This is a genomic window from Bradyrhizobium sp. CCBAU 51627, from assembly GCF_028128765.1.
Taxonomy (GTDB): domain Bacteria; phylum Pseudomonadota; class Alphaproteobacteria; order Rhizobiales; family Xanthobacteraceae; genus Bradyrhizobium.
In genome coordinates this window covers 512,561-531,307 of record NZ_LBJG01000005.1, presented here as the reverse complement: position 1 = coordinate 531,307, position 18,747 = coordinate 512,561, and the positions used below count along the sequence as shown (strand labels likewise).

The window sequence follows — 18,747 nt, the reverse complement described above, 5'->3', positions numbered from 1 at the left end:
ATATGTTTAATAAAATCTTAAAGCGAGTGTAAGTTGCACATCATTTCTGCGCCATAAGCACAGAGATTGCGCCATCCGTTCATCGGATAGCGGTCGACTCAGTGGTACGATCCGTCATCTCTCGAAGACTTCCATTGAAGGCTTCGTTCGAGACTTTGAGTCGTCACACCGGGGAATTCGGATGCCTTACTACTCCTTCGATCTCGTTGACGGTGAAGAGTTCAAGAACCAGGGTGGGATCATCCTCGAGGATATCGAGGTTGCCTCCGATCGCGCCGTCCAACTGGCCAGCGAGCTGTCGCAAGTGAAGCCTGAGCTGCAGCGGAAAGGTTGCGCAGTGCGCGTCACCGATCGCGATCACAACGAGGTCTATCGCACGCCGCTGGATCCCGTGCCGGCCTGGCAGCGGTAGTCAATCGTCCAACACCGGCGCTTCGAACCAGTTCGTCAGCGACAAGCCGCCGTCGACGACGAAGGCTGCGCCGGTGACGTAACCTGAAAGCTTGTTCGACAGCACGGTGAGTGCAACGGGCACGAGGTCGTTGGCCTCGCCGAGACGCCCGAGCGGAATGTGCCTTGCCAGCGAAGCATCCGCGACGAAGCCGCCGGCCGCGATCGCGCCCGGCACAAGCGCGTTGACGCGAATGCCGTGACGACCAAAGGTCTTGGCGAGCTCCTTCACCAGCATCGCCATCCCCGCCTTCGCCGTCGAATAATGCGGCAGGTTGCGCGGCGTGCCCGCATGCAGCGAGGTGAGAAACAGGAACGAGCCTGATCGTTTCGCCGCGATCAGCCGCTTTGCGATTTCCCGCGCGAGATGAAAGCCGGCATCGAGATTGACGGCATGCATCTCCTGCCAGGTCCGGCGATCGACCGCGAGCGCGTGGTCGGCCTCGCGCCGCGGCGGCGAGGCGCTGTGCACGAAATGCGTGACCTCGCCCAGCTCAGCGTTGGCGGCCGCAAGCAATTCGTCGCACGCGTCCAGTTTGGCGAGGTCACCGACCCAGGGCAGCGCCAGGCCGGGCCTCTCACTCATACCGATGGCCGCCCCGACCCGCTCGGCGCTCACATCGGCAAACAGCGTCCGAACGCCCTCGCCGACAAGGCCCAGCGCGATGGCGCGCCCGATACCGTTGCCGGCGCCGGTAACGAGAGCCCTATCGCGTGTGGGATCGAATGGCATGCTGAACAGGCTCATGTCGCTCTCCGGACCAGAAGCGGCTCAATTTCGCGCGCCCGACGAACGGGCGACAATCCACCCCAACGACCATTGCAGAGCGGCTCGCCGGACGCTAGCCTCCCAAAAAAACGTGGAGGACCCAAGGATGCGCTACCCCTTGCTGATGGCAGGCCTGTTGCTGATCGCAGCTCCCGCCCAGGCGGCTGACGACCACACGCGCTCGACCTATGTGACGTTGGTCCTGCAGGCCTTTGCCGCCAAGGTCGAATGCCCGAACACGGACGTCGCCTACCAGGATCTGGTCCAGAGGGCACAGCAGATGCAGCTTCCCGACGGCACCACCGAGCAGGTGCGCAAGGCGATTGCCTGGATGCACACCGGCGGCAAGATGGGCGAGAAGCAGCCCGACGACATCATGGCGGAGGTCGCGGTCGCGACTCAGATGACCGATCTCGACCAGCGCCGGCTCGGCATGAGCAACTGGTGCGAAAAGCAGAAGACCAGCCTGGCTGGCCTGATCCGCAGCAAGGGCGGCTAGCCCCGTTTTCCAGACATTAAGCCTGCCGCGTCGGAACCCTCGCCGCGGCCAATAATCGTCACAATCCTCGGCAGCATGCGGCCTCTTTGAATAGGAGAACCCCATGCGGAATGCCCTTCTTGTTTTCGCCGGTGCTCTCGCGATCAGCGCCGCCCTGACCGCCCCGGCCTCGGCGAGGAACAACGCCGCCCAGAGCGGCGAGGACAAATCGACCTCGTCCTCATCCTGCAGCGCTTATCAGCAAGGTCCGGACGGCTCTTGGGAACCGCTCCCCTGCAAGGAGACCGGGGAGCGGGCGCAGCCGCAGACGCACCACCGAACTCCCACCCAAGGAACCGATCATGAGGAGCGCTGAGCCGACTGCTGGCGCATCTTAGCTATGGGCAGGCCCGCGCATAATCTTCATGGCATCGGCGATGTGACGCCATTCCTTGGCCTCATCCGCGTCGCCGCGGCCCTCGCAGAGCTGAGCCTGCTCGGCGGCCTTCGCAATTGCAGCGAAACCGTGCCGTTCCAGCATCTGCCGGGCGATGGTGTGAACCTGGACCTCGGACATCATGGGCGCTCTCCGGTTTGACGACCCCGCGGCGCATCGCTCGCGCGGGGTGTCTCACAACGACTGAGCCCCGGGCCGCGTTCCGCGGCGTTCATGTCAAATAGCAAAAGGCGGCCCGCCATGCCCAGCGGACCGCCCTCTCACCCACCCCAAGACGGAATCCGGCGGCTGCGCCCGCTTACGCGACCGCCGCTTTCTTACGCTCGAAATCGTTGGGCACCTCGATATCGACCTCCAGGGTCGAGACCTCGTCGCCGCGCTCGAGTCGGACAATGACCTTGGTCGGGTCCAGCGTGACGTGCTTGGAGACGACCGCGAGAATTTCCTCACGCAGCACCCCGAGCAGGTCGGGCTGGCCACGCATCCCACGTTCATGGGCAAGCAGGATCTGCAGCCGTTCGCGTGCGACGGGTGCGGAAGCCTTGTTGCCGCGGAGAAGCCGAAGCAGACCCATGCTCATGCAGCCCTCCGTCGCAGCAGACGATCCATGAAGCCCTTGCGCTCGGTCGGCACCTGCATCGGCACGGTGTCGCCGCACAGCCGCCGCGCCGCGTCGATATAGGCCCGCGCCGGTGCGCCGTCGGCGTTCGATAGCGTCACCGGCGTACCGACGTTGGAGGCCTTCAGCACGTCCTGGCTCTCGGGAATGATGCCGAGCAAGGGGGTTGCGAGAATTTCGAGGATGTCGTCGATGGTCAGCATCTCGCCGCGGGCGGCGCGCGAGGGATCGTAGCGGGTGATGAGAATGTGCTTCTCGACGCGCTCGCCTTTCTCGGCCCGCACGGTCTTGGAATCCAGCATCCCGATGATGCGGTCGGAATCGCGCACCGAGGAGACTTCCGGATTGGTCACGATCACGGCCTCGTCCGCAAAACGCATCGCCATCGAGGCGCCGCGCTCGATGCCGGCCGGGCTGTCGCAGATCACCCAATCGAAGCGACTGCGCAAGTCCGCGATGACCTTGGCCACGCCCTCTTCGGTCAACGCATCCTTGTCGCGGGTTTGCGAGGCCGGCAGCAGCCACAAATTCTCCAGCCGCTTGTCCTTGATCAGCGCCTGCGGGAGTTTCGCAACGCCCTGCACCACGTTGATGAGGTCGAACACCACGCGGCGTTCGGCGCCCATCACGAGGTCGAGGTTGCGCAGGCCGACGTCGAAATCGACGACGACGACCTTGTCGCCGCGTTGCGCCAGTGCAGCTCCCAGTGCGGCGGTTGTCGTGGTCTTGCCGACCCCGCCCTTGCCTGATGTCACGACCAGTACCTTGGCCATCTCAAATATCTCCTTCTGGTCAGTTCAGCGCTGTAATTCGCATGGTATTCCCCTGCAGCCAGGCCTGGGCCGGCCGGCCACGCAAGGCGGCGTCGATGTCGTCGGCAGTCTGATAAAACCCATCGATTGCAAGCAGTTCGGCCTCGATCTTCTGACAATAGATGCGCGCGCTCGTGTGACCGTTCACGCCCGCCATGGCGCGGCCGCGGAGTGCGCCGTAGATGTGGATGGAGCCGCCGGCGACGACCTCGGCGCCGGATCCGACCGAGCCCAGAATCGTGACATCGCCTTCCGGGAAGATCACGGTCTGGCCGGAGCGCACGGGGCTCTCGAGCAGCAGCGAGGTCGGCTTGGCCTCGGGCTTCGCCTCGGATTTCTTGGGAGCACCCTGCTCGACCACGCAGCTCCGCCCGCCCGACAGCAGCGGCGGCATGGACGGCGTCAGCCGGTCCTCCTCCACGCCTTCGATACCGAGCACACGGATGTTGCGGTCCTGCAGGCTGGTGAGCAGATGGCCGATGCCGGACTGACTGAGATCGACCGAGGACAGGTCGACCACCACGGGCCGGCCGGCAAAGAAACCCGGCGACCGCGCAATGGTGGCGTCGATCTCCAGGAGCCAGTCCTGGATCGGAACCGTCGGCACGAACACGAAGGCCACATAGGAGCGTCCGCGCAGGCGCACCATCTGGCGTTGAGGTTTTGCTAGGGCCTCCATGGCGGCCGACTCGTTCCCTGTTATTGAATGGTTAACGATGCCGCCGATATGGTTAATAGCCGGTTAATTTCTCCGTGCGGTTACGTGCCCCCAAACCGTCATCGTCCGCGAAGGCGGACGATCCAGTACTTCGAGACGGTTGTGGGGCGATCGAAAGGCCGCGGCCTACTGGATGCCCCGCCGTCGCGGGGCATGACACCAGAGCATGAGGCGAGCGTTTCCGCGCCCCCTACTTCTTCACCTTGCTCGCATCCATCTTGATGCTCAAGTCGAGCATCTTGGTCGTGAACGCCGTCGAGACATCGAACGGCTTTTCCATGCCGAGATAGGTCTGGACCAGATCGTAATCCTTCTTCATCCGCTCGCCATCGATCCAGCCGAGTGCCTTCGTCGTCGTGAATTCATCCGTCATCAAAACCTTGATGCGCTCCCACTGGCGCTCCTGGTTCTCCTTGTCGAGGCCGGAGACCTGATCGAGCAGCGCCTTCAGGCACGGGGTGACGTCGGCAACGCAGGCCGCAAAGGCCTTCTGCGTCACGCGCACGAAATCCTCGACCAGCTTCGGGTTCTTCTGCAGATAGGCACCGTTGACGATCAGCGAATTGCCGTAAGGGTTGAGGCCGATGTCCTTCCAGTTGACGTAGCCGAGATCGGATCCGAACTCGATCACCTTGAGATCGTGCTCGTTGTAGAAGTCGCTGATGATGTCAACGGTGTGGCTCTTCAGCGCGGCGATCTTCGCGGTCGGCCCGACATTGACGAACCCGACCGAGTCAGGCGCGAGACCGGCTGCCTTTGCAAAGGCCGGCCACATCACGCGCGAGGCATCGCCCGGTGGATTGCCGATCTTGTGGCCGGCAAAATCCTTCACGCCGTTCACGCCGTAGCTCTTCAGCCAGTAGAACGTTTGTCCGGTGTTGGCATAGACACTCATCACCGCGACCGCGTCGGCGCCCTTGCTCCTGGCCACCAGCATCGTGGCGAGATCGGCGACGCCGAACGGCGAGCCGCCCGACCCGACCTTGGCCGCGGAGACGCCGGAGCCTTTGCCGGTCTCGATGGTGAGGTCGATGCCGGCCTTCTCGTACCAGCCCTGCGCCTTGGCATAGTAATACGGCGAGTGGTCGGCCGTCGGCGTCCAGTTCAGGATCAGGTTGACCGCCTCGCCCGCGCTCGCTGGCGCCGCCGGTACACCGAGCATCAGGGCCACAAAAGCCGCCTGCAAATGCTTCATCGCATCTCTCCTCGATCCCGCGACCCGCCTTGTCGCTCTCCCCATGTGAGGCTACCAATGCAACAAGCCCATCCTCAACTTGTCAACTGTTTGGTTGGAAATGCCGGCAAAACGATCAGGCGACACCGCGCCGCAGCGGCGCGACCCCGTGGCCACCCGTAAGAAGTTGCTCACCGCGGCGCGCCTGGAGTTTGCTAGGCATGGCTTTGCGGGTGCCCGCGTCGACGAGATCGCGGAGCGCGCCGGCGTCAACAAGCAGCTGGTCTATCATTATTTCGGCGACAAGGACGCGCTCTACCTCGCTGTGCTCGAATGGGTTTATGAGGACATCCGCGAGCAGGAGCGCAAGCTCAATCTCGAAGGCCTGCCGCCGGACAAGGCGATCCGCCGCCTGATCGAGGCCTCGTTCGATCACTTGGCTGCAAACCCTGATTTTATCGTGCTCTTGAACGACGAGAACCGCGGGGGCGCCCGTCACGTCCGCGGCTCCACGCGGCTGGAGGCGATGCATTCCCCGCTGGTCAAGAGCGTTTCCCACATCCTGCATGAAGGCGTCCGTTCGGGCCTGTTCCGCAACGGGATAGATCCCGTCCAGCTCTACATCTCCATCGCGGGCCTCAGCTATTTCTTCTTCTCCAACACGCCGACGCTGTCGGCGATCTTCGGCAAGGACCTGTCGAGCCGCACCGCCCGCCGCGCCCGCCGCCGGCATGTCGTCGATCTCGTGCTGCAGTCGCTCCGGCCGTAATCAACCAAATGGTTGAAAGTTGGCGGAAGGCCGGTTAGGCTCGCCGCCGTGGCAGTGGGGCCACGGCAACGGGGAGCAACAGGTGACCGCTCGCGGAGCAAGTCCGGCACGGAGCTTTGCGATCATCCTGATCGTACACCTCGCCGTGCTCGTGCTCTGGCAGGTCGCGGTCGACGCCTTCCACGTGCCGAAATTCATCCTGCCCTCGCCGCTCGCGACGGTGCAGACGCTGGGCACCGCGAGCTATGCCTGGGGCGCCAATACGCTGGTGACGGCGATCGAGATCCTCGGCGGCTTCGCGCTCGGCGCCGTCGTCGGCATCGCCCTCGCAGTGGTCTTCAGTTGGGCGCCGCTCGTCAGCCTCGTGCTGTTGCCGCTGTTCGTGACACTGAACATGATCCCGAAAGTCGCGCTCGGCCCGCTCTTCATCGTCTGGTTCTCCTACGGCATCGTGCCGAACATCCTGATCGCCTTCAGCATCTGCTTCTTCCCGATCCTGCTCACCACCGCGCGCGGCCTGCGCGAGGTCGAGCCTGATCTGCTCGATCTGGTCAAATCGCTGCGCGGGTCGCGCTGGACGCTGTTCCGCAAGATCCAGCTTCCGGGTTCGCTGCCTTACATCTTCTCCGGCATGAAGGTCGGTGCCATTCTCGCGGTGGCCGGTGCCATTGTCGGCGAATTCATCGCTTCCGAGCGCGGGCTCGGCTACCTCATGATCCAGGTACAGTCCTCGCTCGACACGCCCGCGATGGTGATGGCGGTCGCGCTGCTGACCCTGCTCGGCGTCGCTCTCTACGGTCTCGTGCTCGCCCTCGAACGCACGTTCGTCGTGGGCGATGCCAGGCAAACCTGACGAAGGACCAATCGATGCTGCTCACCCGCCAGACGCTGCCGAAGACGATCTCCGATATCGCAGCCCTCGACGATCTTCTCTGCCGGCCGACGCAGGCGCTGATCGACGATCTCAATAAGGTCGAGGGCGACATCATGATCCTCGGCGTCGCCGGCAAGATGGGACCGACGCTGGCGGGACTGGCGAAAGCTGCCGCCCCCGAACGGCGGGTCATCGGCGTCGCCCGCTTCAGCGACGCAAGCGTCAAGGACTGGCTACATGCGCGCGGGGTCGAGACCATCAATTGCGACCTGCTGGATGAGGCCGCGATCAACGCTCTGCCGAAGGCGCCGAACATCGTCTTCATGGCCGGCCGCAAGTTCGGCGCCGAGGGCGATCTGTCGCTGACCTGGGCGATGAATGCGCACGTGCCGGCGCTCGTCGCGCAGGCCTTCGCGTCGTCCCGGATCGTGGCGTTCTCGACCGGCTGCGTCTATCCCTTCGTGCCGGTCGACGGCAAAGGCTCGACCGAGGACATGGCGCCGAACCCGCCCGGCGAATACGCCCAGTCCTGTGTCGGGCGCGAGCGCATGTTCGAGTATTTCTCGCACAAGTTCGGAACGCCGGGCCGGCTGCTCCGGCTCAATTACGCGATCGACATGCGCTACGGCGTGCTGCACGACATCGCAACCAGGGTGCTCAGCGGTACGCCGATTGACGTCAGTCTCGGCCATGTCAATTTCATCTGGCAGGGCGATGCGTCCGCGCAGGCACTGCGATGCCTGGCGCATTGCACGGCGCCGACCTCGCCGATCAATGTCAGCGGCGACGAGATTTTGGCCGTTCGCGATCTCGCACAAAAGTTCGGCGCCCGCTTCGGCCGCGCGCCGGTGCTAACAGGCACGGAAGAGGCGACGGCGTGGCTGACGGATACCTCGCAAGCCGTGAAGCTGTTCGGCCGGCCCGTGGTGGACACCGAGCAGCTGATCGCATGGACCGCCGACTGGGTCTCCCGCGCCATGCCGAGCCTCGGCAAGCCGACCAAATACGAGGTGCGCGATGGCCGCTACTGACGGACCCGCCGTCATCAAGCTCGGTCCCGAGGATGCCATGGCCGGGCTCGTGCTGTCGACGGAAGCGCACTGGAACCAGACCGAAGAGGATTGGCGCATCTTCTTGCGCGACGGCGTCGTCTTCGGCATCCGCACCGGCGCTCTGCTGGTCGCAACCGCCGCGCTGCTGCCCTACTCCGGCAACAACGCCTGGATCAGCATGGTGCTGGTGACATCAAGCCACCGCCGGCGCGGCCTCGCGACGCGCCTCGTCGATGCCTGCCTGGAGACGGCACGCAAGAACGGCCTGACCAGCTGGCTCGACGCGACGCCCGAAGGCGTCGCGGTTTACGGGCCGCTCGGATTCACGCCGACCCTGCAATTGCGCAGGTTGAAATTGGTCATGCCGACGCGCCTCCCCGCGCCACCACCGCCGGCCGCATCGCTGGATGCGCTCTGCGCACGGGACCTGCGCGCAACCGGCTTCGACCGTAGCGCCCTTCTCACCGCCTTTGCGCAGCGCTCGGGCTCGCGCGTCGCTGCCACGCGCGGGGCGATCGCCCTGACCCGCGACGGCAGGACCGCGCGCCATGTCGGCCCACTGTTTGCGGACAATGCCGCCGACGCGCTGGCGCTGGTTCATGCCATCGCGCGATCTGAGAAAGCGCCGCTGTTGATCGACGCGGTCGCCCCGCAAGCCGCATTCCTGGAAGGCTTGACCGCCTCGGGCTGGACCATCGAACGGCCGTTCCAGCGCATGCGGTTCGGTCCCGCCACCGCTGCGGGCGATGAAATGCCATTCGCCGTCGCCGGCCCTGAATTCGGATAGGACACCATGCACCACAGCCAGATCGACAGCGACATCCGCAAGCTGATTGCCGAGGGCACCGTGCTACCGGCGCATCCGCTTGCGCTTACCGCCGAGCGCCGGCTCGACGAGACGCATCAGCGTGCGCTGACGCGCTACTACATCGATGCCGGCTCCGGCGGTCTTGCCGTCGGTGTGCACACGACGCAATTCGCGATCCGCGACATCGGCCTTTACCGCCCGGTGCTGGAGCTAGCTGCCGAGACGGCGGCAAGCTGGACCCAGCGGCCGCTCGCGATGGTCGCGGGCCTCGCCGGCCCGACCCGGCAGGCAACCGCCGAAGCCCGCACTGCGCGCGACATCGGCTATCACGCCGGCCTGCTCAGCCTCGCCGCGATGAAGAGCGCCTCCGAAGACGAGATCATCGCGCATTGCACGGCGGTCGCCGCCGAGTTCCCGCTGGTCGGCTTCTACCTGCAGCCAGCCGTCGGCGGCGTCATCCTGTCGAGCCGCTTCTGGCAACACTTTGCCGCGATCGACAACGTGATCGCGATCAAGATCGCACCGTTCAACCGCTATCGCACGCTCGACGTGCTGCGCGGCGTCGCCGCCGCCGGCGCGCTCGACCGCGTTGCGCTCTACACCGGCAATGACGATCACATCCTCCTCGATCTCATGCTGCCGTTCGACCTGCGCGACAACGGCGTCACCACCCGCACCTATTTCAAAGGCGGCCTGCTCGGCCACTGGTCGGTCTGGACCGCGAGCGCCGTCAAGCTGTTCGAGCGCTGCAAGGCGGCGCGGCACAAGGACAGCGTGCCGGCCGATCTGCTCGCGCTCGATGCCCGCGTCACCGATTGCAACAGCGCCTTCTTCGACGTCGCCAACAATTTCCATGGCTGCATCGCAGGCTGCCACGAAATCCTGCGGCGCCAGGGCCTGATGCAGGGCCTGTGGTGCCTCGATCCCAACGAAGGTCTCAGCCCGGGTCAGAAAGACGAGATCGATCGCGTCACGCGCGAGCACGCCGACCTCAGCGACGATGCCTTCGTCGCCGCCAATTTGAGCAAATGGCTTTCATGAGCTCAAAACCCTTCATCAGCCTGCAAGGCGTCCGAAAGGTTTATCGCAGCGGCGGCACTGAGTTTCTGGCGGTGTCCGACGTCACGATGGACGTGCAGGAAGGTGAGCTGGTGTCGCTGGTCGGCCCATCCGGCTGCGGCAAGACCACCGTGATGAAGATTCTGGCCGGCCTGCACAATGCCGACGGCGGCACGGTGACAATCGGCAATGCCAATAGCCCATTCGATCCCAGTCGCGACATCGGCATGGTGTTCCAGCAGGCGCTTCTGCTGAAATGGCGCACCATCCTGGACAACGTGCTGCTGCCGGCCGAGATCGTCGGCCTGCCAATGAAGGCCGCGCGCGAGCGGGCGCGGGATCTGCTCAACCTGGTCGGACTTGCCGGCTATGAGCAGAAATATCCGCGAGAACTCTCCGGCGGCATGCAGCAGCGTAGCGCCATTGCGCGCGCCTTCATCCACGATCCGAAGCTGATCCTGATGGACGAGCCGTTCGGCGCGCTGGACGCGTTGACGCGCGAGCAGATGAATCTGGAGATGCTGCGGATCTGGCGCGAGAGCGGCAAGACCATCGTCTTCGTGACGCATTCGATCCAGGAAGCCGTGTTCCTGTCCTCGCATTGCGCGGTGCTGACCGCGGGCCCTGCGAAGATGGCCGACTATTTCCCGATCGACCTGCCCTTCCCCCGCGACCTGCCGTTGAAGACGACGGACGCATTCGGCGCCTATGCAAGGCGCATCTATGCCAAGCTCGGCCTCGGCGCCACCTGAGGGGCGGCACCGAGCACACGGTCGCGGCCGGATGCTGGGATGCACGCCGGCCGCGCTGTCCCGATGCGGGCTCAGCCCTTGCGCATCTTGCTGAGCAGATAGTTGTCGTAAAAATTCTCCGCGATCTGCGTATAGAACAGCAATTCCTTCATATACGCGTCGTGGCTGTCCTTGGTGCGCTTGAACAGATCGCTCTTGCCGGCGAGTTCATTCAGGTGCTCCTGGGTCGCATTGTAGCAGGCTTCCAGCACCGGCTGCGGGAACGCCTTCAGCTCCGCGCCGCCTGCGATCAGCCGCTTCAGCGCCGCCGGATTCACGCTGTCATATTTCTCGAGCATCCAGGCGCCGGCGGCCGAGGCCGCCTGATTGACGATCGCCTGGTATTGCTTCGGCAAGCTCGCCCACTTCTCGTCATTGACGATCATGTGCAGCATGGCACCGCCCTCCCACCAGCCGGGGAAGTAGTAGTATTTGGCGACTTTGTGGAAGCCGAGCTTCTCGTCGTCGTAGGGGCCGACGAACTCGACCGCGTCGATCGTGCCCTTCTCCAGCGCCGGATAGATGTCGCCACCCGCGATCTGCTGTGGGACGACGCCGAGCCGCGCCAGCACATGGCCGCCCATCCCGGCGATCCGGAATTTGAGGCCCTTGAGATCGTCGACCGTCTTGATCTCCTTGCGGAACCAGCCGCCCATCTGGGTGCCGGAATTACCGCAGAGAATGGCGTGGGCCTTGAACGGCTTCAGCGCCTCGTTGGCGAGGTCGGCGCCACCACCAAAGTGCCACCAGGATTCCTGGTGACGATGATTCATGCCGAACGGAGCACCGGTGGCGTAGGCCAGTGCCGGCTCCTTGCCGATGTAGAAATAGAGCGGCGTCTGCGCCATCTCGACGGTGGCGACGCTGACGGCATCGAGCGCCTGGAGACCGGGAACGATCTCGCCAGCCGCAAAGGTCTGGATCTGGAATTTGTTGTCGGTGGCTTCAGCAACATATTTCGCAAACGTCTGCGCCGTGCCGTAGATGGTGTCGAGCGACTTCGGGAAGCTCGAGGTCAGGCGCCATTTGATCTCGGGTGCGCTCTGCGCGATCGCAGGGGCAGCAACCAGCGTCGTCGCGCCGGCAACCGCGCCGCCCCGGAGGAATGTACGGCGTTTCATGATGGGCTCTCTTTCTTGACGTCAGGCTTGAAACGAGCGGCGTCAGCCACCGTCTTAGCGGACCGTTTGCCCGTTCCGGCAATGCAGTTCAAGTCATGCTAAAGGAGGGGCGATCTGAATCCGGCCACTGCGGCATGGCCTCGCGGATCGGCTCAGGCGTCCTCGACAAAGCGCCGCGCTTGCCTCGGTGGCGCCGCGCGACCTCACGTCGCCCGCTCGTACAGCCCCGCGATGAAATCGCCGAACGTCGGCGCAATTGGCTGGATGTAGCCCCATTCGTCGGAGATCGCGTCCGCGAGTGTCCACGGATTCTCGTACTCGGCAACTTCGTGGTCGATGACCCAGATCTGGCCGAAATGCTCCTTGTCGATCGTCATGCAGATCGGATTGCCGCCGTGATCGCTCATGATCGACAAGAGCTCATCGACCATCGGCCATCGCGGCGCCTGACGGTGAGCGAGCAGTGAGCTGTCCGGATCGTCCTGCCGCAGGCCGAACACCATCTGCACCGCGCCGGCCCAATGGCCCTGCGGCCAATTGAATTCCGCCGAGCCGCCGCAATAGCCCCCGGCGCAGGCCAGCAAAAAGCGGCGATAATCATCCGGCAGACGGCACCCGAGGATCTGCTCGAACGACACGAGCCCAGCCTCCGTCGGCGGCTCGGCTGCGGCGCTATCGATGCCCGCGATGAATTTGGCAGTGTCCATGCGTTCGCTCCTCGGCGCGTGCGCGCGCCACGACTTCGTCGCGGCCGCAGGGATGCCGGTTCGAGGTCATGATGAGGAAAAACGTCAGCTTCAGAGCAGCTTCGCGCTCACGAACAGCGCCCGTACCGCATTCGTCGCCTGGACGGCGAGCATGGCGTTGCCGGCGGCGCCCTCCAGCGCGTGGACGGCGTCATCATGCAGCGAGCGGAATTCCATCCACTCGACAGATTTGAAGTTGGTGAGGAATTGATAGGCCTGGCCGACGGTCGCGATCGCCAGCGTGTCGCCGTTCAACTTGATCTTGAACGTCGTGCGCAGCGGGGTCTCGGAGCTTGCTGGATCACTCATGGGCTGCTTCTGAACGACAACGGCTTAACGAAGGGAAAACGGCAGCCCCGCCGCAGCAGGCAAACTTCACCTCGAGCTTCAGGAATCGGTGCTATTGCCGGCGCGCCGCGAGGCAGTCGCCGCTTCGCCCAGGCTTCGCACCACGACCAGGCGGTTGAACTCGCCATTGTCGTAGGCCTTGAGGAAGCGATCATAATCCTTGATCGAGACGCAGCCGTTGGAATCGCCGCGCGGCCCGAGCATGTAGGTGTGAGTGAGCAGACCGACGCGGCCGAGCGCGCTGGTGCCGTCGGTCGGCGTCATGCGTAGTGCCCGTACACCGTGGAACAGTTTTTCGCGCGGCTTGAGGTCGTAGGTCGCCGGCGGGGTTGCGCCTACCATGCGCTGGTCGACATGGTCAGGATCGTCCATCAGCGCGCCCATGCCCGAATGGGCTTCGATCGCGACACCGCTCGGCAGGTAAAGCGCCTTGGCCTTGATGTCATAGACCGCCGTCTTCGAATCGTAACCGAGCGCGGCGAGATCCGGTGCTCTGCCCAACAGGCCATCGCCGGGGGTCAGCGAGGCCAGCCTGATCTTGTCGGTGAACTTCTCGAAGAAGTTGCGGTTGTCGACCCGGGGATTGGCGTCGGCATAGGCCTGGCTCGAGGCGATCTGCGCGGAGAAGTCGGCCTGGACCGGCCGCGAGCGCGGCATCGGGACGGCATCGGCGCGCTGCGCGGGCTTGGCCTCTTCGGTCGCGGGCTTGTCATTGTCGTCTTCGGTCAGGATCGAGCGCCAGTCGTCGCCCTGGAGTTTTTCAGCGAGCATCGCTTTGGCATCGCGAAGCTTGAGCTGGACCGCATTCAGGGCGGAGCGCTCCATCGTCCGCAAGCCGAGGTCGCGCGCAGGCGGACTGACTGACAGCGAGGCGAAGCGGTCCTCGAACGAGGGCGCATTGGCCGGCGGCAGTGCGGCTGTGACCAGCGGAGTCGAGTCGCCGATGTCGGCGACCCACGCGGCGGCGCCGAGCGCCAGCGCCACGGCGGCCACAGACAGCAGTATTGTCTCGGCGCGCCCAATACGGCGGCGCGACAACAGCCTCTCGGCTCGTGCGCGGTCGGAAACCATCAGATCCCCAAATCGACCCCCGGGGGACCCAACCCCCACCCGGAGACTCTATACCAGCTACCACATTGGGAGCCAAAAGTTAGGCATAATCGCGGCCGGCAAACCCGCCTGAGGTATCCCATGACCGATCCTTTCGATCTAGAGCGCTTTCTCAGGGCCCAGGAGCCGGTTTTTCGCGCCGTTTTGGAGGAGCTCGCTCGGGGACGGAAGCAGACACACTGGATGTGGTTCGTCTTCCCGCAGATCGCCGGCCTCGGCTTCAGCGCCATGTCCCGGCGCTACGCCGTCGGCTCGCGGGCGGAGGCCAGGGCTTATCTCGCCCACCCCACCCTCGGCCCACGCCTGATCGAATGCACCCGCCTCGTGCTTGCCGTCCAGGGGCGGACCATCCACGCGATCCTCGGCGCGCCCGACGACGCCAAATTCTGCTCGTCGATGACGCTGTTCGGCGCGGTCTCCGACGAGTCCGTTTTCGGCGAGGCCCTCGCCCGCTATTTCGCCGGCAAGCCGGATAGCGCGACGCTGGAGATTCTGGCCTCTCTCGATCGAGAGGCCAGGTGACCGCGATATCCCGGCCGAGAGCGTAAACCCCCGATTAATGCGCTGCCCCTATTTCTGGAGAATATCTTTCTCCCAGCGCCAATGCCGGACAAATCATGAAAATCGGTTCGCTCCTGACCACCGCCATCGTCTCGCTCTCGACCGTTGGCGGCGGCCTCGCCGTCTACGTCGCCGTGACGAAATATCAGACGATAGAGCGCATCACCGAGGCGCAGGGCCGGCTCGCGATCGTCCGCGCCGTCAGCGACATCCCGCGCTATCTCAACCCCGAGCGTGGCTTCTCCACCAACATCCTCTACGGGCCGGCGACGATCGATCCAGCGCAGCTCGCCGAACAAGGCAGACTGCGCCAGCAGACCGACGGCGCGCGCGACAAGATGATTGCGGTGCGCAAGGAGCTGCCCGGCTCGTTCGACGACGGCGCGAGCATCGGCAGCAACATCGACGGCATCACTTCGAAATTCACCGCATTGCGCGAAGCCATCGACAAGGCGATGGCCGGGCCGGCAGAGGCGCGCAAGGACGCAGCCAAGAAGATCGTCGGCGACAACGCCGTGCTCAACGCCGGCGTCACCGCGCTGCTCAACGAACAGGTTCGCCGCATGGCGATCCTGAATGGTGACGCCTACCGGCAGGCCAGCTATGCCAACATCGCGATGACGCTGCGCGACGTCGGCGGCTTCAACTCCAGCCTGCACAAGAATCTCGTCGGCGGCAAGAAACCGGCAACCGATGCCGAGAAGGCCGACATCAGCCGCTCCCAGGGCCGCAACGACCAGCTCGTCATGTCGCTGCAGGAACTGCGCGGCAATCCGGCAACGCCGGCGAACGTTGCCGCTGCGCTGGATAAGTTCAACGCCGTCTATGTCGAGGAATTCGGCCGCGAGCTCAAGATGGTGAAGGAAGGTGCCGTCAGCGGCAAGTACGAACACGACATGCAGACCTATTACGCCGCCACACAGCGCGGCCTCGGCACCATCATCGACGTCCGCGATGCCTTCTACGACAATGCCGAGCAGATCCTCGCCGGCGCGTCTGTCGCCGCGCGCACGAGCTTTACGATCGCACTCGTCGGCCTGCTCGCCGTGCTGATCGCCAGCGTCGGCCTCATCGTGATGGTCCGCCGCCGCGTCTGCGCCCCGATCGTCAGCCTGACGACCCGGATGTCGCGACTCGCCGACGGCGAGGTTGCCGAGGACATCCCCGGCGCCGAACGCTCCGACGAGATCGGCGCGATGGCCGCAGCCGTCCAGGTCTTCAAGGACAACATGATCCGGGCCGAGCGGCTCGCGGCCGAGAAGCAGGCCGAGAACGACGGCAAGATGCGGCGCGCCCAGGTGCTCGACGAGCTGACCCGTTCCTTTGAAGCCAGGATCACCGCGCTTGTCGGCGGGCTGTCACAGGCGTCCGCAACCATGGAGAGCACGGCGCAGTCGATGACCTCGACGGCGGCGCAGACCAACAGCCAGGCCGCGGTCGTCGCCGCCGCCTCCGAGCAGACCTCGACCAACGTTCAGACCGTGGCCAGCGCCACGGAGGAGCTGACCTCCTCGATCGCCGAGATCGGCCGCCAGGTCGCGCAATCGACCGAGATCGCGGCCCGTGCTGTCGACAACGCCCGCCGCACCGGCGATACCGCGCGTGCTCTTGCCGAGGGCGCCCAGAAGATCGGCGACGTCGTCACGCTGATCCAGAGCATTGCCGAGCAGACCAACCTCCTCGCGCTGAACGCGACCATCGAAGCCGCCCGTGCGGGCGATGCCGGCCGTGGCTTTGCCGTGGTGGCTTCCGAGGTGAAATCGCTGGCCGGCCAGACCGCAAAGGCCACCACCGAAATCTCCGAGCAGATCACCGCGATCCAGACCGCGAGCGACGAGACCGTGGCCGCGATCCGCAACGTCGCCGACGTCATCGGCGAGATCGATCAGATCGGCACCGCGATTGCGGCCGCAATCGAAGAGCAGGGCTCGGCGACCAAGGAAATCGCTCGCAGCGTCCAGGAAGCCGCCCGCGGCACCCAGGAAGTCAACACCAACATATCAGGCGTGCAGCGCGCGGCCGACGATACCGGCGCAGCCGCCAGGGAAGTGCTCGGCGCCGCCGAGCAGCTCTCGACCCAGTCGCGCGACCTCGCCGGCCAGTTCAATCGCTTCTTGGGTGAAGTCAGGGCGGCGTAGGCCGCGACCTCGTAGCCCGGATTGAGCGCAGCGAAATCCGGGTTCTCGCACGTCATCGGCACCGCCCCGGATTGCGCTTCGCTCCATCCGGGCTACGGACCGTCCTCGCGGAGAATGAGATCAGTACGGCGGCGCCTTGCGCGCCCGCTGCGCCTTGGCCGCCTCGATCCACCACGCCAGATCGTCCGCAAAGCGCGGGAACGCGTGCTCCAACGCTTTGCCGCCCTCGCCGATCGGTTCGGCATCCGCCGACAGCGTTTGCGCGATCGGCCCGACGCCGATGGTGCTCGAGATCACCACCATGCCCATTTCCGACAGCGTCCCGTGCCACGCGGTCGAGGCCCGCGCGCCGGACAGCCGGCCGGCGGAGTAGCTCACAATCGCGGCCGGCCGCCAGAACCACTCTTCCAGGAAATGATCGGTGAGGTTCTTCAGGCCGGGCTGAATGCCCCAATTGTATTCGCCGGTGACGAAGACGAACCCGTCGGCGCTGCGGATCTGGCCGGCCAGCTTCTCCAGCGCCTCGGGCGCGCCACCCTTGGGATATTCCTTGTACATACGGTCGAGCATCGGCAAGCCAATGGCCTTGGCGTCGATGAACTCGACCTCATCGCCGCGGCTGCGCAGGCGATCGATGACGAAATTCGCAAGGCGGATGCCCATGCGGTCGGAACGGTAGGAGCCGTAAAAGACAAGAATGCGGTTGCTCATGATCGCAGACTAGCACGAAACCGGGGCCCGGCCCCAATCGCTTTCTCGGGTTATCGCCGGCGTCCGCGCTCCAGGGTTTGCGACGGCGTCTCGCCGAACTGGTCGCGATAGCTCCGGGAGAAATCGCTGAGATGCCAGAAGCCGAAGGCCAGCGCGACGGCCTTCACGCTGTCGGCGCCGGTGAGCAGCCGCTGGCGTACCAGCCAGAGCCGGCGCAGGCGCAAATAGCGGTGCAGGCTCATGCCGCGATAACGGCGAACCACATCGTGCATGGTTCGGACGGAAAGGCCGACCTTGCGAGCAATCTCTTCGCTGTAGATGGGCTGGCCGAGATCCTCGGACAGCAGCGCGCGGATGTCCTGGAACAGCTTGAACTGCCGTTCGTCGTTCGGCCGCAGCGTCCAGCGCGCGGGCACGATATTGGCGAAGGCGGCATCGACCGCACCGAGCAGCGATTCCTTCATTGCCGCCGCTTTCAGCGGGACCTCGTCAGGATCGATCGGCTCGGATGCAGCCGCCATCACCTCCCTCACTACCTTCCGCAGCCATTGCAGCGCAGGCGGACTGATCTCGAATATCTTGAAGTTGAAACTCGTCTCTGGCCAACCGCGATCCTTCACCTCCGGCCTGAATATGATCGAGGCGATTTGCCGCTGCGCCTCTTCGATGGTGCTGTAGGCCGCCCCGCTGCTGCCGATGACGATGGCTGCGCGCTCTCGCTGCGCGCCGTTGAAGCGGATCGGTACGTCGAGGTCGTCCATCGCAAAGCCGACGGCCGTGCAGTCGGCGACCAGCTGCGCATCCACCACGCGCGGAAACGCCCGCGTAATATTCACGTCGCAGCCGGGCAATTGCAGAATGATCTGCTCGGTTGCAATTGCTCGTACAAGCGGCGTGAAATCGTGATCTAGGCCGCGGATCGCGCTGCGAAACTCATCGATGTCTGCAAAACGAAATATCTTTGGCGCCAACCTGCGCGCATCATCAATATCGGTCATGACAGTTTGAAAAGCGGCGCCGGGAAACGGCGCGGTATCCGGCACATCGCCGGACTGATTTCTGCCCCTTCGAATGTCCCTTAGCCCAAAAGAATCACCTTAGCTCCACACAACCAGTTGGCGAAGCTTCAAGCCAAAGGACAAGCAAACGGTTCGTGTCCTGCCAATTTTCGATATCGTTTCC

General features: G+C 64.6%; 22 protein-coding genes. 10 read left to right on the top strand and 12 right to left on the bottom strand.

Going from position 1 to position 18,747, the window contains the following annotated elements:
• Positions 1-181 precede the first annotated feature (181 nt).
• Positions 182-412, top strand: coding sequence for a DUF6894 family protein (locus XH88_RS04830; RefSeq protein ID WP_188095934.1), 231 nt, complete (start codon positions 182-184; stop codon positions 410-412).
• Here XH88_RS04830 and XH88_RS04825 read toward each other — a convergent pair whose 3' ends face one another.
• Entirely contained in the window at positions 413-1,198 is a 786-nt protein-coding gene (locus XH88_RS04825) for an SDR family NAD(P)-dependent oxidoreductase (protein WP_271614250.1), read from the bottom strand. It lies immediately after the preceding gene.
• A 127-nt stretch (positions 1,199-1,325) separates the two neighbouring features.
• Between XH88_RS04825 and XH88_RS04820 the strand changes: the two genes are divergently transcribed.
• Positions 1,326-1,718: a hypothetical protein gene (locus XH88_RS04820; protein WP_271614249.1), complete on the top strand. Its 393-nt coding sequence runs from the start codon at positions 1,326-1,328 to the stop codon at positions 1,716-1,718.
• A 373-nt stretch (positions 1,719-2,091) separates the two neighbouring features.
• On the opposite strand, the gene XH88_RS04810 is transcribed toward XH88_RS04820, so the two are convergent.
• From XH88_RS04810 to XH88_RS04790, 5 genes are all read right to left on the bottom strand, one after another.
• Positions 2,092-2,277, bottom strand: a complete 186-nt coding sequence (locus tag XH88_RS04810) for a hypothetical protein (protein ID WP_271614247.1) — start codon at positions 2,275-2,277, stop codon at positions 2,092-2,094.
• Between the two features lie 175 nt (positions 2,278-2,452).
• Positions 2,453-2,734 carry a cell division topological specificity factor MinE gene (minE, locus tag XH88_RS04805; RefSeq protein ID WP_028136732.1) on the bottom strand — a complete coding sequence of 94 codons (282 nt, stop codon included), beginning with the start codon at positions 2,732-2,734 and terminating at the stop codon, positions 2,453-2,455.
• The gene (gene minD, locus XH88_RS04800) at positions 2,731-3,546 is read right to left on the bottom strand and encodes a septum site-determining protein MinD (protein ID WP_209961598.1); all 816 of its coding nucleotides are present in this window, start codon (positions 3,544-3,546) and stop codon (positions 2,731-2,733) included. The genes minE and minD overlap by 4 nt, the downstream gene beginning before the upstream one ends.
• Before the next feature lie 19 nt (positions 3,547-3,565).
• Entirely contained in the window at positions 3,566-4,264 is a 699-nt protein-coding gene (minC, locus tag XH88_RS04795; protein WP_271614246.1) for a septum site-determining protein MinC, read from the bottom strand.
• A gap of 229 nt (positions 4,265-4,493) precedes the next feature.
• Positions 4,494-5,498, bottom strand: coding sequence for an ABC transporter substrate-binding protein (locus tag XH88_RS04790; RefSeq protein WP_271614245.1), 1,005 nt, complete (start codon positions 5,496-5,498; stop codon positions 4,494-4,496).
• 100 nt (positions 5,499-5,598) lie between these two features.
• On the opposite strand from XH88_RS04790, the gene XH88_RS04785 reads away from it, so the two are divergent.
• From XH88_RS04785 to XH88_RS04760, 6 genes are all read left to right on the top strand, one after another.
• A complete protein-coding gene (locus XH88_RS04785; RefSeq protein ID WP_333909230.1) occupies positions 5,599-6,246 on the top strand; it encodes a TetR/AcrR family transcriptional regulator in 648 nt (215 codons plus the stop codon).
• Positions 6,247-6,328: 82 nt separating this feature from the next.
• Positions 6,329-7,099: an ABC transporter permease gene (locus XH88_RS04780; protein ID WP_271614243.1), complete on the top strand. Its 771-nt coding sequence runs from the start codon at positions 6,329-6,331 to the stop codon at positions 7,097-7,099.
• Between the two features lie 14 nt (positions 7,100-7,113).
• A complete protein-coding gene (locus XH88_RS04775) occupies positions 7,114-8,151 on the top strand; it encodes an NAD-dependent epimerase/dehydratase family protein (RefSeq protein ID WP_271614242.1) in 1,038 nt (345 codons plus the stop codon).
• Positions 8,138-8,959: a GNAT family N-acetyltransferase gene (locus XH88_RS04770; protein WP_271614241.1), complete on the top strand. Its 822-nt coding sequence runs from the start codon at positions 8,138-8,140 to the stop codon at positions 8,957-8,959. Before XH88_RS04775 ends, XH88_RS04770 begins: the two co-directional genes overlap by 14 nt.
• A 6-nt stretch (positions 8,960-8,965) precedes the next feature.
• Positions 8,966-10,021, top strand: coding sequence for a dihydrodipicolinate synthase family protein (locus tag XH88_RS04765; RefSeq protein WP_271614240.1), 1,056 nt, complete (start codon positions 8,966-8,968; stop codon positions 10,019-10,021).
• Positions 10,009-10,791, top strand: a complete 783-nt coding sequence (locus tag XH88_RS04760; protein WP_271614239.1) for an ABC transporter ATP-binding protein — start codon at positions 10,009-10,011, stop codon at positions 10,789-10,791. The genes XH88_RS04765 and XH88_RS04760 overlap by 13 nt, the downstream gene beginning before the upstream one ends.
• 71 nt (positions 10,792-10,862) lie before the next feature.
• Here XH88_RS04760 and XH88_RS04755 read toward each other — a convergent pair whose 3' ends face one another.
• From XH88_RS04755 to XH88_RS04740, 4 genes are all read right to left on the bottom strand, one after another.
• Entirely contained in the window at positions 10,863-11,951 is a 1,089-nt protein-coding gene (locus tag XH88_RS04755) for a TRAP transporter substrate-binding protein (RefSeq protein ID WP_271614238.1), read from the bottom strand.
• Between the two features lie 203 nt (positions 11,952-12,154).
• On the bottom strand, positions 12,155-12,658 hold the full coding sequence (locus XH88_RS04750; protein WP_271614237.1) for an SMI1/KNR4 family protein: 504 nt from the start codon (positions 12,656-12,658) through the stop codon (positions 12,155-12,157).
• A gap of 90 nt (positions 12,659-12,748) precedes the next feature.
• Entirely contained in the window at positions 12,749-13,006 is a 258-nt protein-coding gene (locus tag XH88_RS04745; RefSeq protein WP_194476190.1) for a hypothetical protein, read from the bottom strand.
• Positions 13,007-13,084: 78 nt separating this feature from the next.
• Positions 13,085-14,047 (bottom strand): DUF2778 domain-containing protein, encoded by a 963-nt coding sequence (locus XH88_RS04740; protein WP_442868413.1) that lies wholly within the window; start codon positions 14,045-14,047, stop codon positions 13,085-13,087.
• 189 nt (positions 14,048-14,236) lie between these two features.
• Between XH88_RS04740 and XH88_RS04735 the strand changes: the two genes are divergently transcribed.
• The gene (locus XH88_RS04735) at positions 14,237-14,677 is read left to right on the top strand and encodes a DUF1810 domain-containing protein (protein WP_271614235.1); all 441 of its coding nucleotides are present in this window, start codon (positions 14,237-14,239) and stop codon (positions 14,675-14,677) included.
• A 95-nt stretch (positions 14,678-14,772) separates the two neighbouring features.
• Positions 14,773-16,854 carry a methyl-accepting chemotaxis protein gene (locus tag XH88_RS04730; RefSeq protein ID WP_271614234.1) on the top strand — a complete coding sequence of 694 codons (2,082 nt, stop codon included), beginning with the start codon at positions 14,773-14,775 and terminating at the stop codon, positions 16,852-16,854.
• A gap of 120 nt (positions 16,855-16,974) precedes the next feature.
• Here the strand turns inward: XH88_RS04730 and XH88_RS04725 are convergent, their stop codons facing one another.
• Both XH88_RS04725 and XH88_RS04720 read right to left on the bottom strand, forming a co-directional pair.
• Entirely contained in the window at positions 16,975-17,565 is a 591-nt protein-coding gene (locus XH88_RS04725) for an NADPH-dependent FMN reductase (protein WP_271614233.1), read from the bottom strand.
• 50 nt (positions 17,566-17,615) lie between these two features.
• A complete protein-coding gene (locus tag XH88_RS04720; protein WP_271614232.1) occupies positions 17,616-18,563 on the bottom strand; it encodes an AraC family transcriptional regulator in 948 nt (315 codons plus the stop codon).
• Between the last annotated feature and the right edge of the window lie 184 nt (positions 18,564-18,747).

What these genes read in the sequence shown, in the direction of transcription:
- XH88_RS04830 (WP_188095934.1), top strand. Translation starts at nt 182, where the DNA reads ATGCCTTACTACTCCTTCGATCTCGTTGACGGTGAAGAGTTCAAGAAC.
- XH88_RS04825 (WP_271614250.1), bottom strand. Translation starts at nt 1,198, where the DNA reads ATGAGCCTGTTCAGCATGCCATTCGATCCCACACGCGATAGGGCTCTC.
- XH88_RS04820 (WP_271614249.1), top strand. Translation starts at nt 1,326, where the DNA reads ATGCGCTACCCCTTGCTGATGGCAGGCCTGTTGCTGATCGCAGCTCCC.
- XH88_RS04810 (WP_271614247.1), bottom strand. Translation starts at nt 2,277, where the DNA reads ATGATGTCCGAGGTCCAGGTTCACACCATCGCCCGGCAGATGCTGGAA.
- minE (WP_028136732.1), bottom strand. Translation starts at nt 2,734, where the DNA reads ATGAGCATGGGTCTGCTTCGGCTTCTCCGCGGCAACAAGGCTTCCGCA.
- minD (WP_209961598.1), bottom strand. Translation starts at nt 3,546, where the DNA reads ATGGCCAAGGTACTGGTCGTGACATCAGGCAAGGGCGGGGTCGGCAAG.
- minC (WP_271614246.1), bottom strand. Translation starts at nt 4,264, where the DNA reads ATGGAGGCCCTAGCAAAACCTCAACGCCAGATGGTGCGCCTGCGCGGA.
- XH88_RS04790 (WP_271614245.1), bottom strand. Translation starts at nt 5,498, where the DNA reads ATGAAGCATTTGCAGGCGGCTTTTGTGGCCCTGATGCTCGGTGTACCG.
- XH88_RS04785 (WP_333909230.1), top strand. Translation starts at nt 5,599, where the DNA reads ATGCCGGCAAAACGATCAGGCGACACCGCGCCGCAGCGGCGCGACCCC.
- XH88_RS04775 (WP_271614242.1), top strand. Translation starts at nt 7,114, where the DNA reads ATGCTGCTCACCCGCCAGACGCTGCCGAAGACGATCTCCGATATCGCA.
- XH88_RS04770 (WP_271614241.1), top strand. Translation starts at nt 8,138, where the DNA reads ATGGCCGCTACTGACGGACCCGCCGTCATCAAGCTCGGTCCCGAGGAT.
- XH88_RS04765 (WP_271614240.1), top strand. Translation starts at nt 8,966, where the DNA reads ATGCACCACAGCCAGATCGACAGCGACATCCGCAAGCTGATTGCCGAG.
- XH88_RS04760 (WP_271614239.1), top strand. Translation starts at nt 10,009, where the DNA reads ATGGCTTTCATGAGCTCAAAACCCTTCATCAGCCTGCAAGGCGTCCGA.
- XH88_RS04755 (WP_271614238.1), bottom strand. Translation starts at nt 11,951, where the DNA reads ATGAAACGCCGTACATTCCTCCGGGGCGGCGCGGTTGCCGGCGCGACG.
- XH88_RS04750 (WP_271614237.1), bottom strand. Translation starts at nt 12,658, where the DNA reads ATGGACACTGCCAAATTCATCGCGGGCATCGATAGCGCCGCAGCCGAG.
- XH88_RS04745 (WP_194476190.1), bottom strand. Translation starts at nt 13,006, where the DNA reads ATGAGTGATCCAGCAAGCTCCGAGACCCCGCTGCGCACGACGTTCAAG.
- XH88_RS04735 (WP_271614235.1), top strand. Translation starts at nt 14,237, where the DNA reads ATGACCGATCCTTTCGATCTAGAGCGCTTTCTCAGGGCCCAGGAGCCG.
- XH88_RS04730 (WP_271614234.1), top strand. Translation starts at nt 14,773, where the DNA reads ATGAAAATCGGTTCGCTCCTGACCACCGCCATCGTCTCGCTCTCGACC.
- XH88_RS04725 (WP_271614233.1), bottom strand. Translation starts at nt 17,565, where the DNA reads ATGAGCAACCGCATTCTTGTCTTTTACGGCTCCTACCGTTCCGACCGC.
- XH88_RS04720 (WP_271614232.1), bottom strand. Translation starts at nt 18,563, where the DNA reads ATGACCGATATTGATGATGCGCGCAGGTTGGCGCCAAAGATATTTCGT.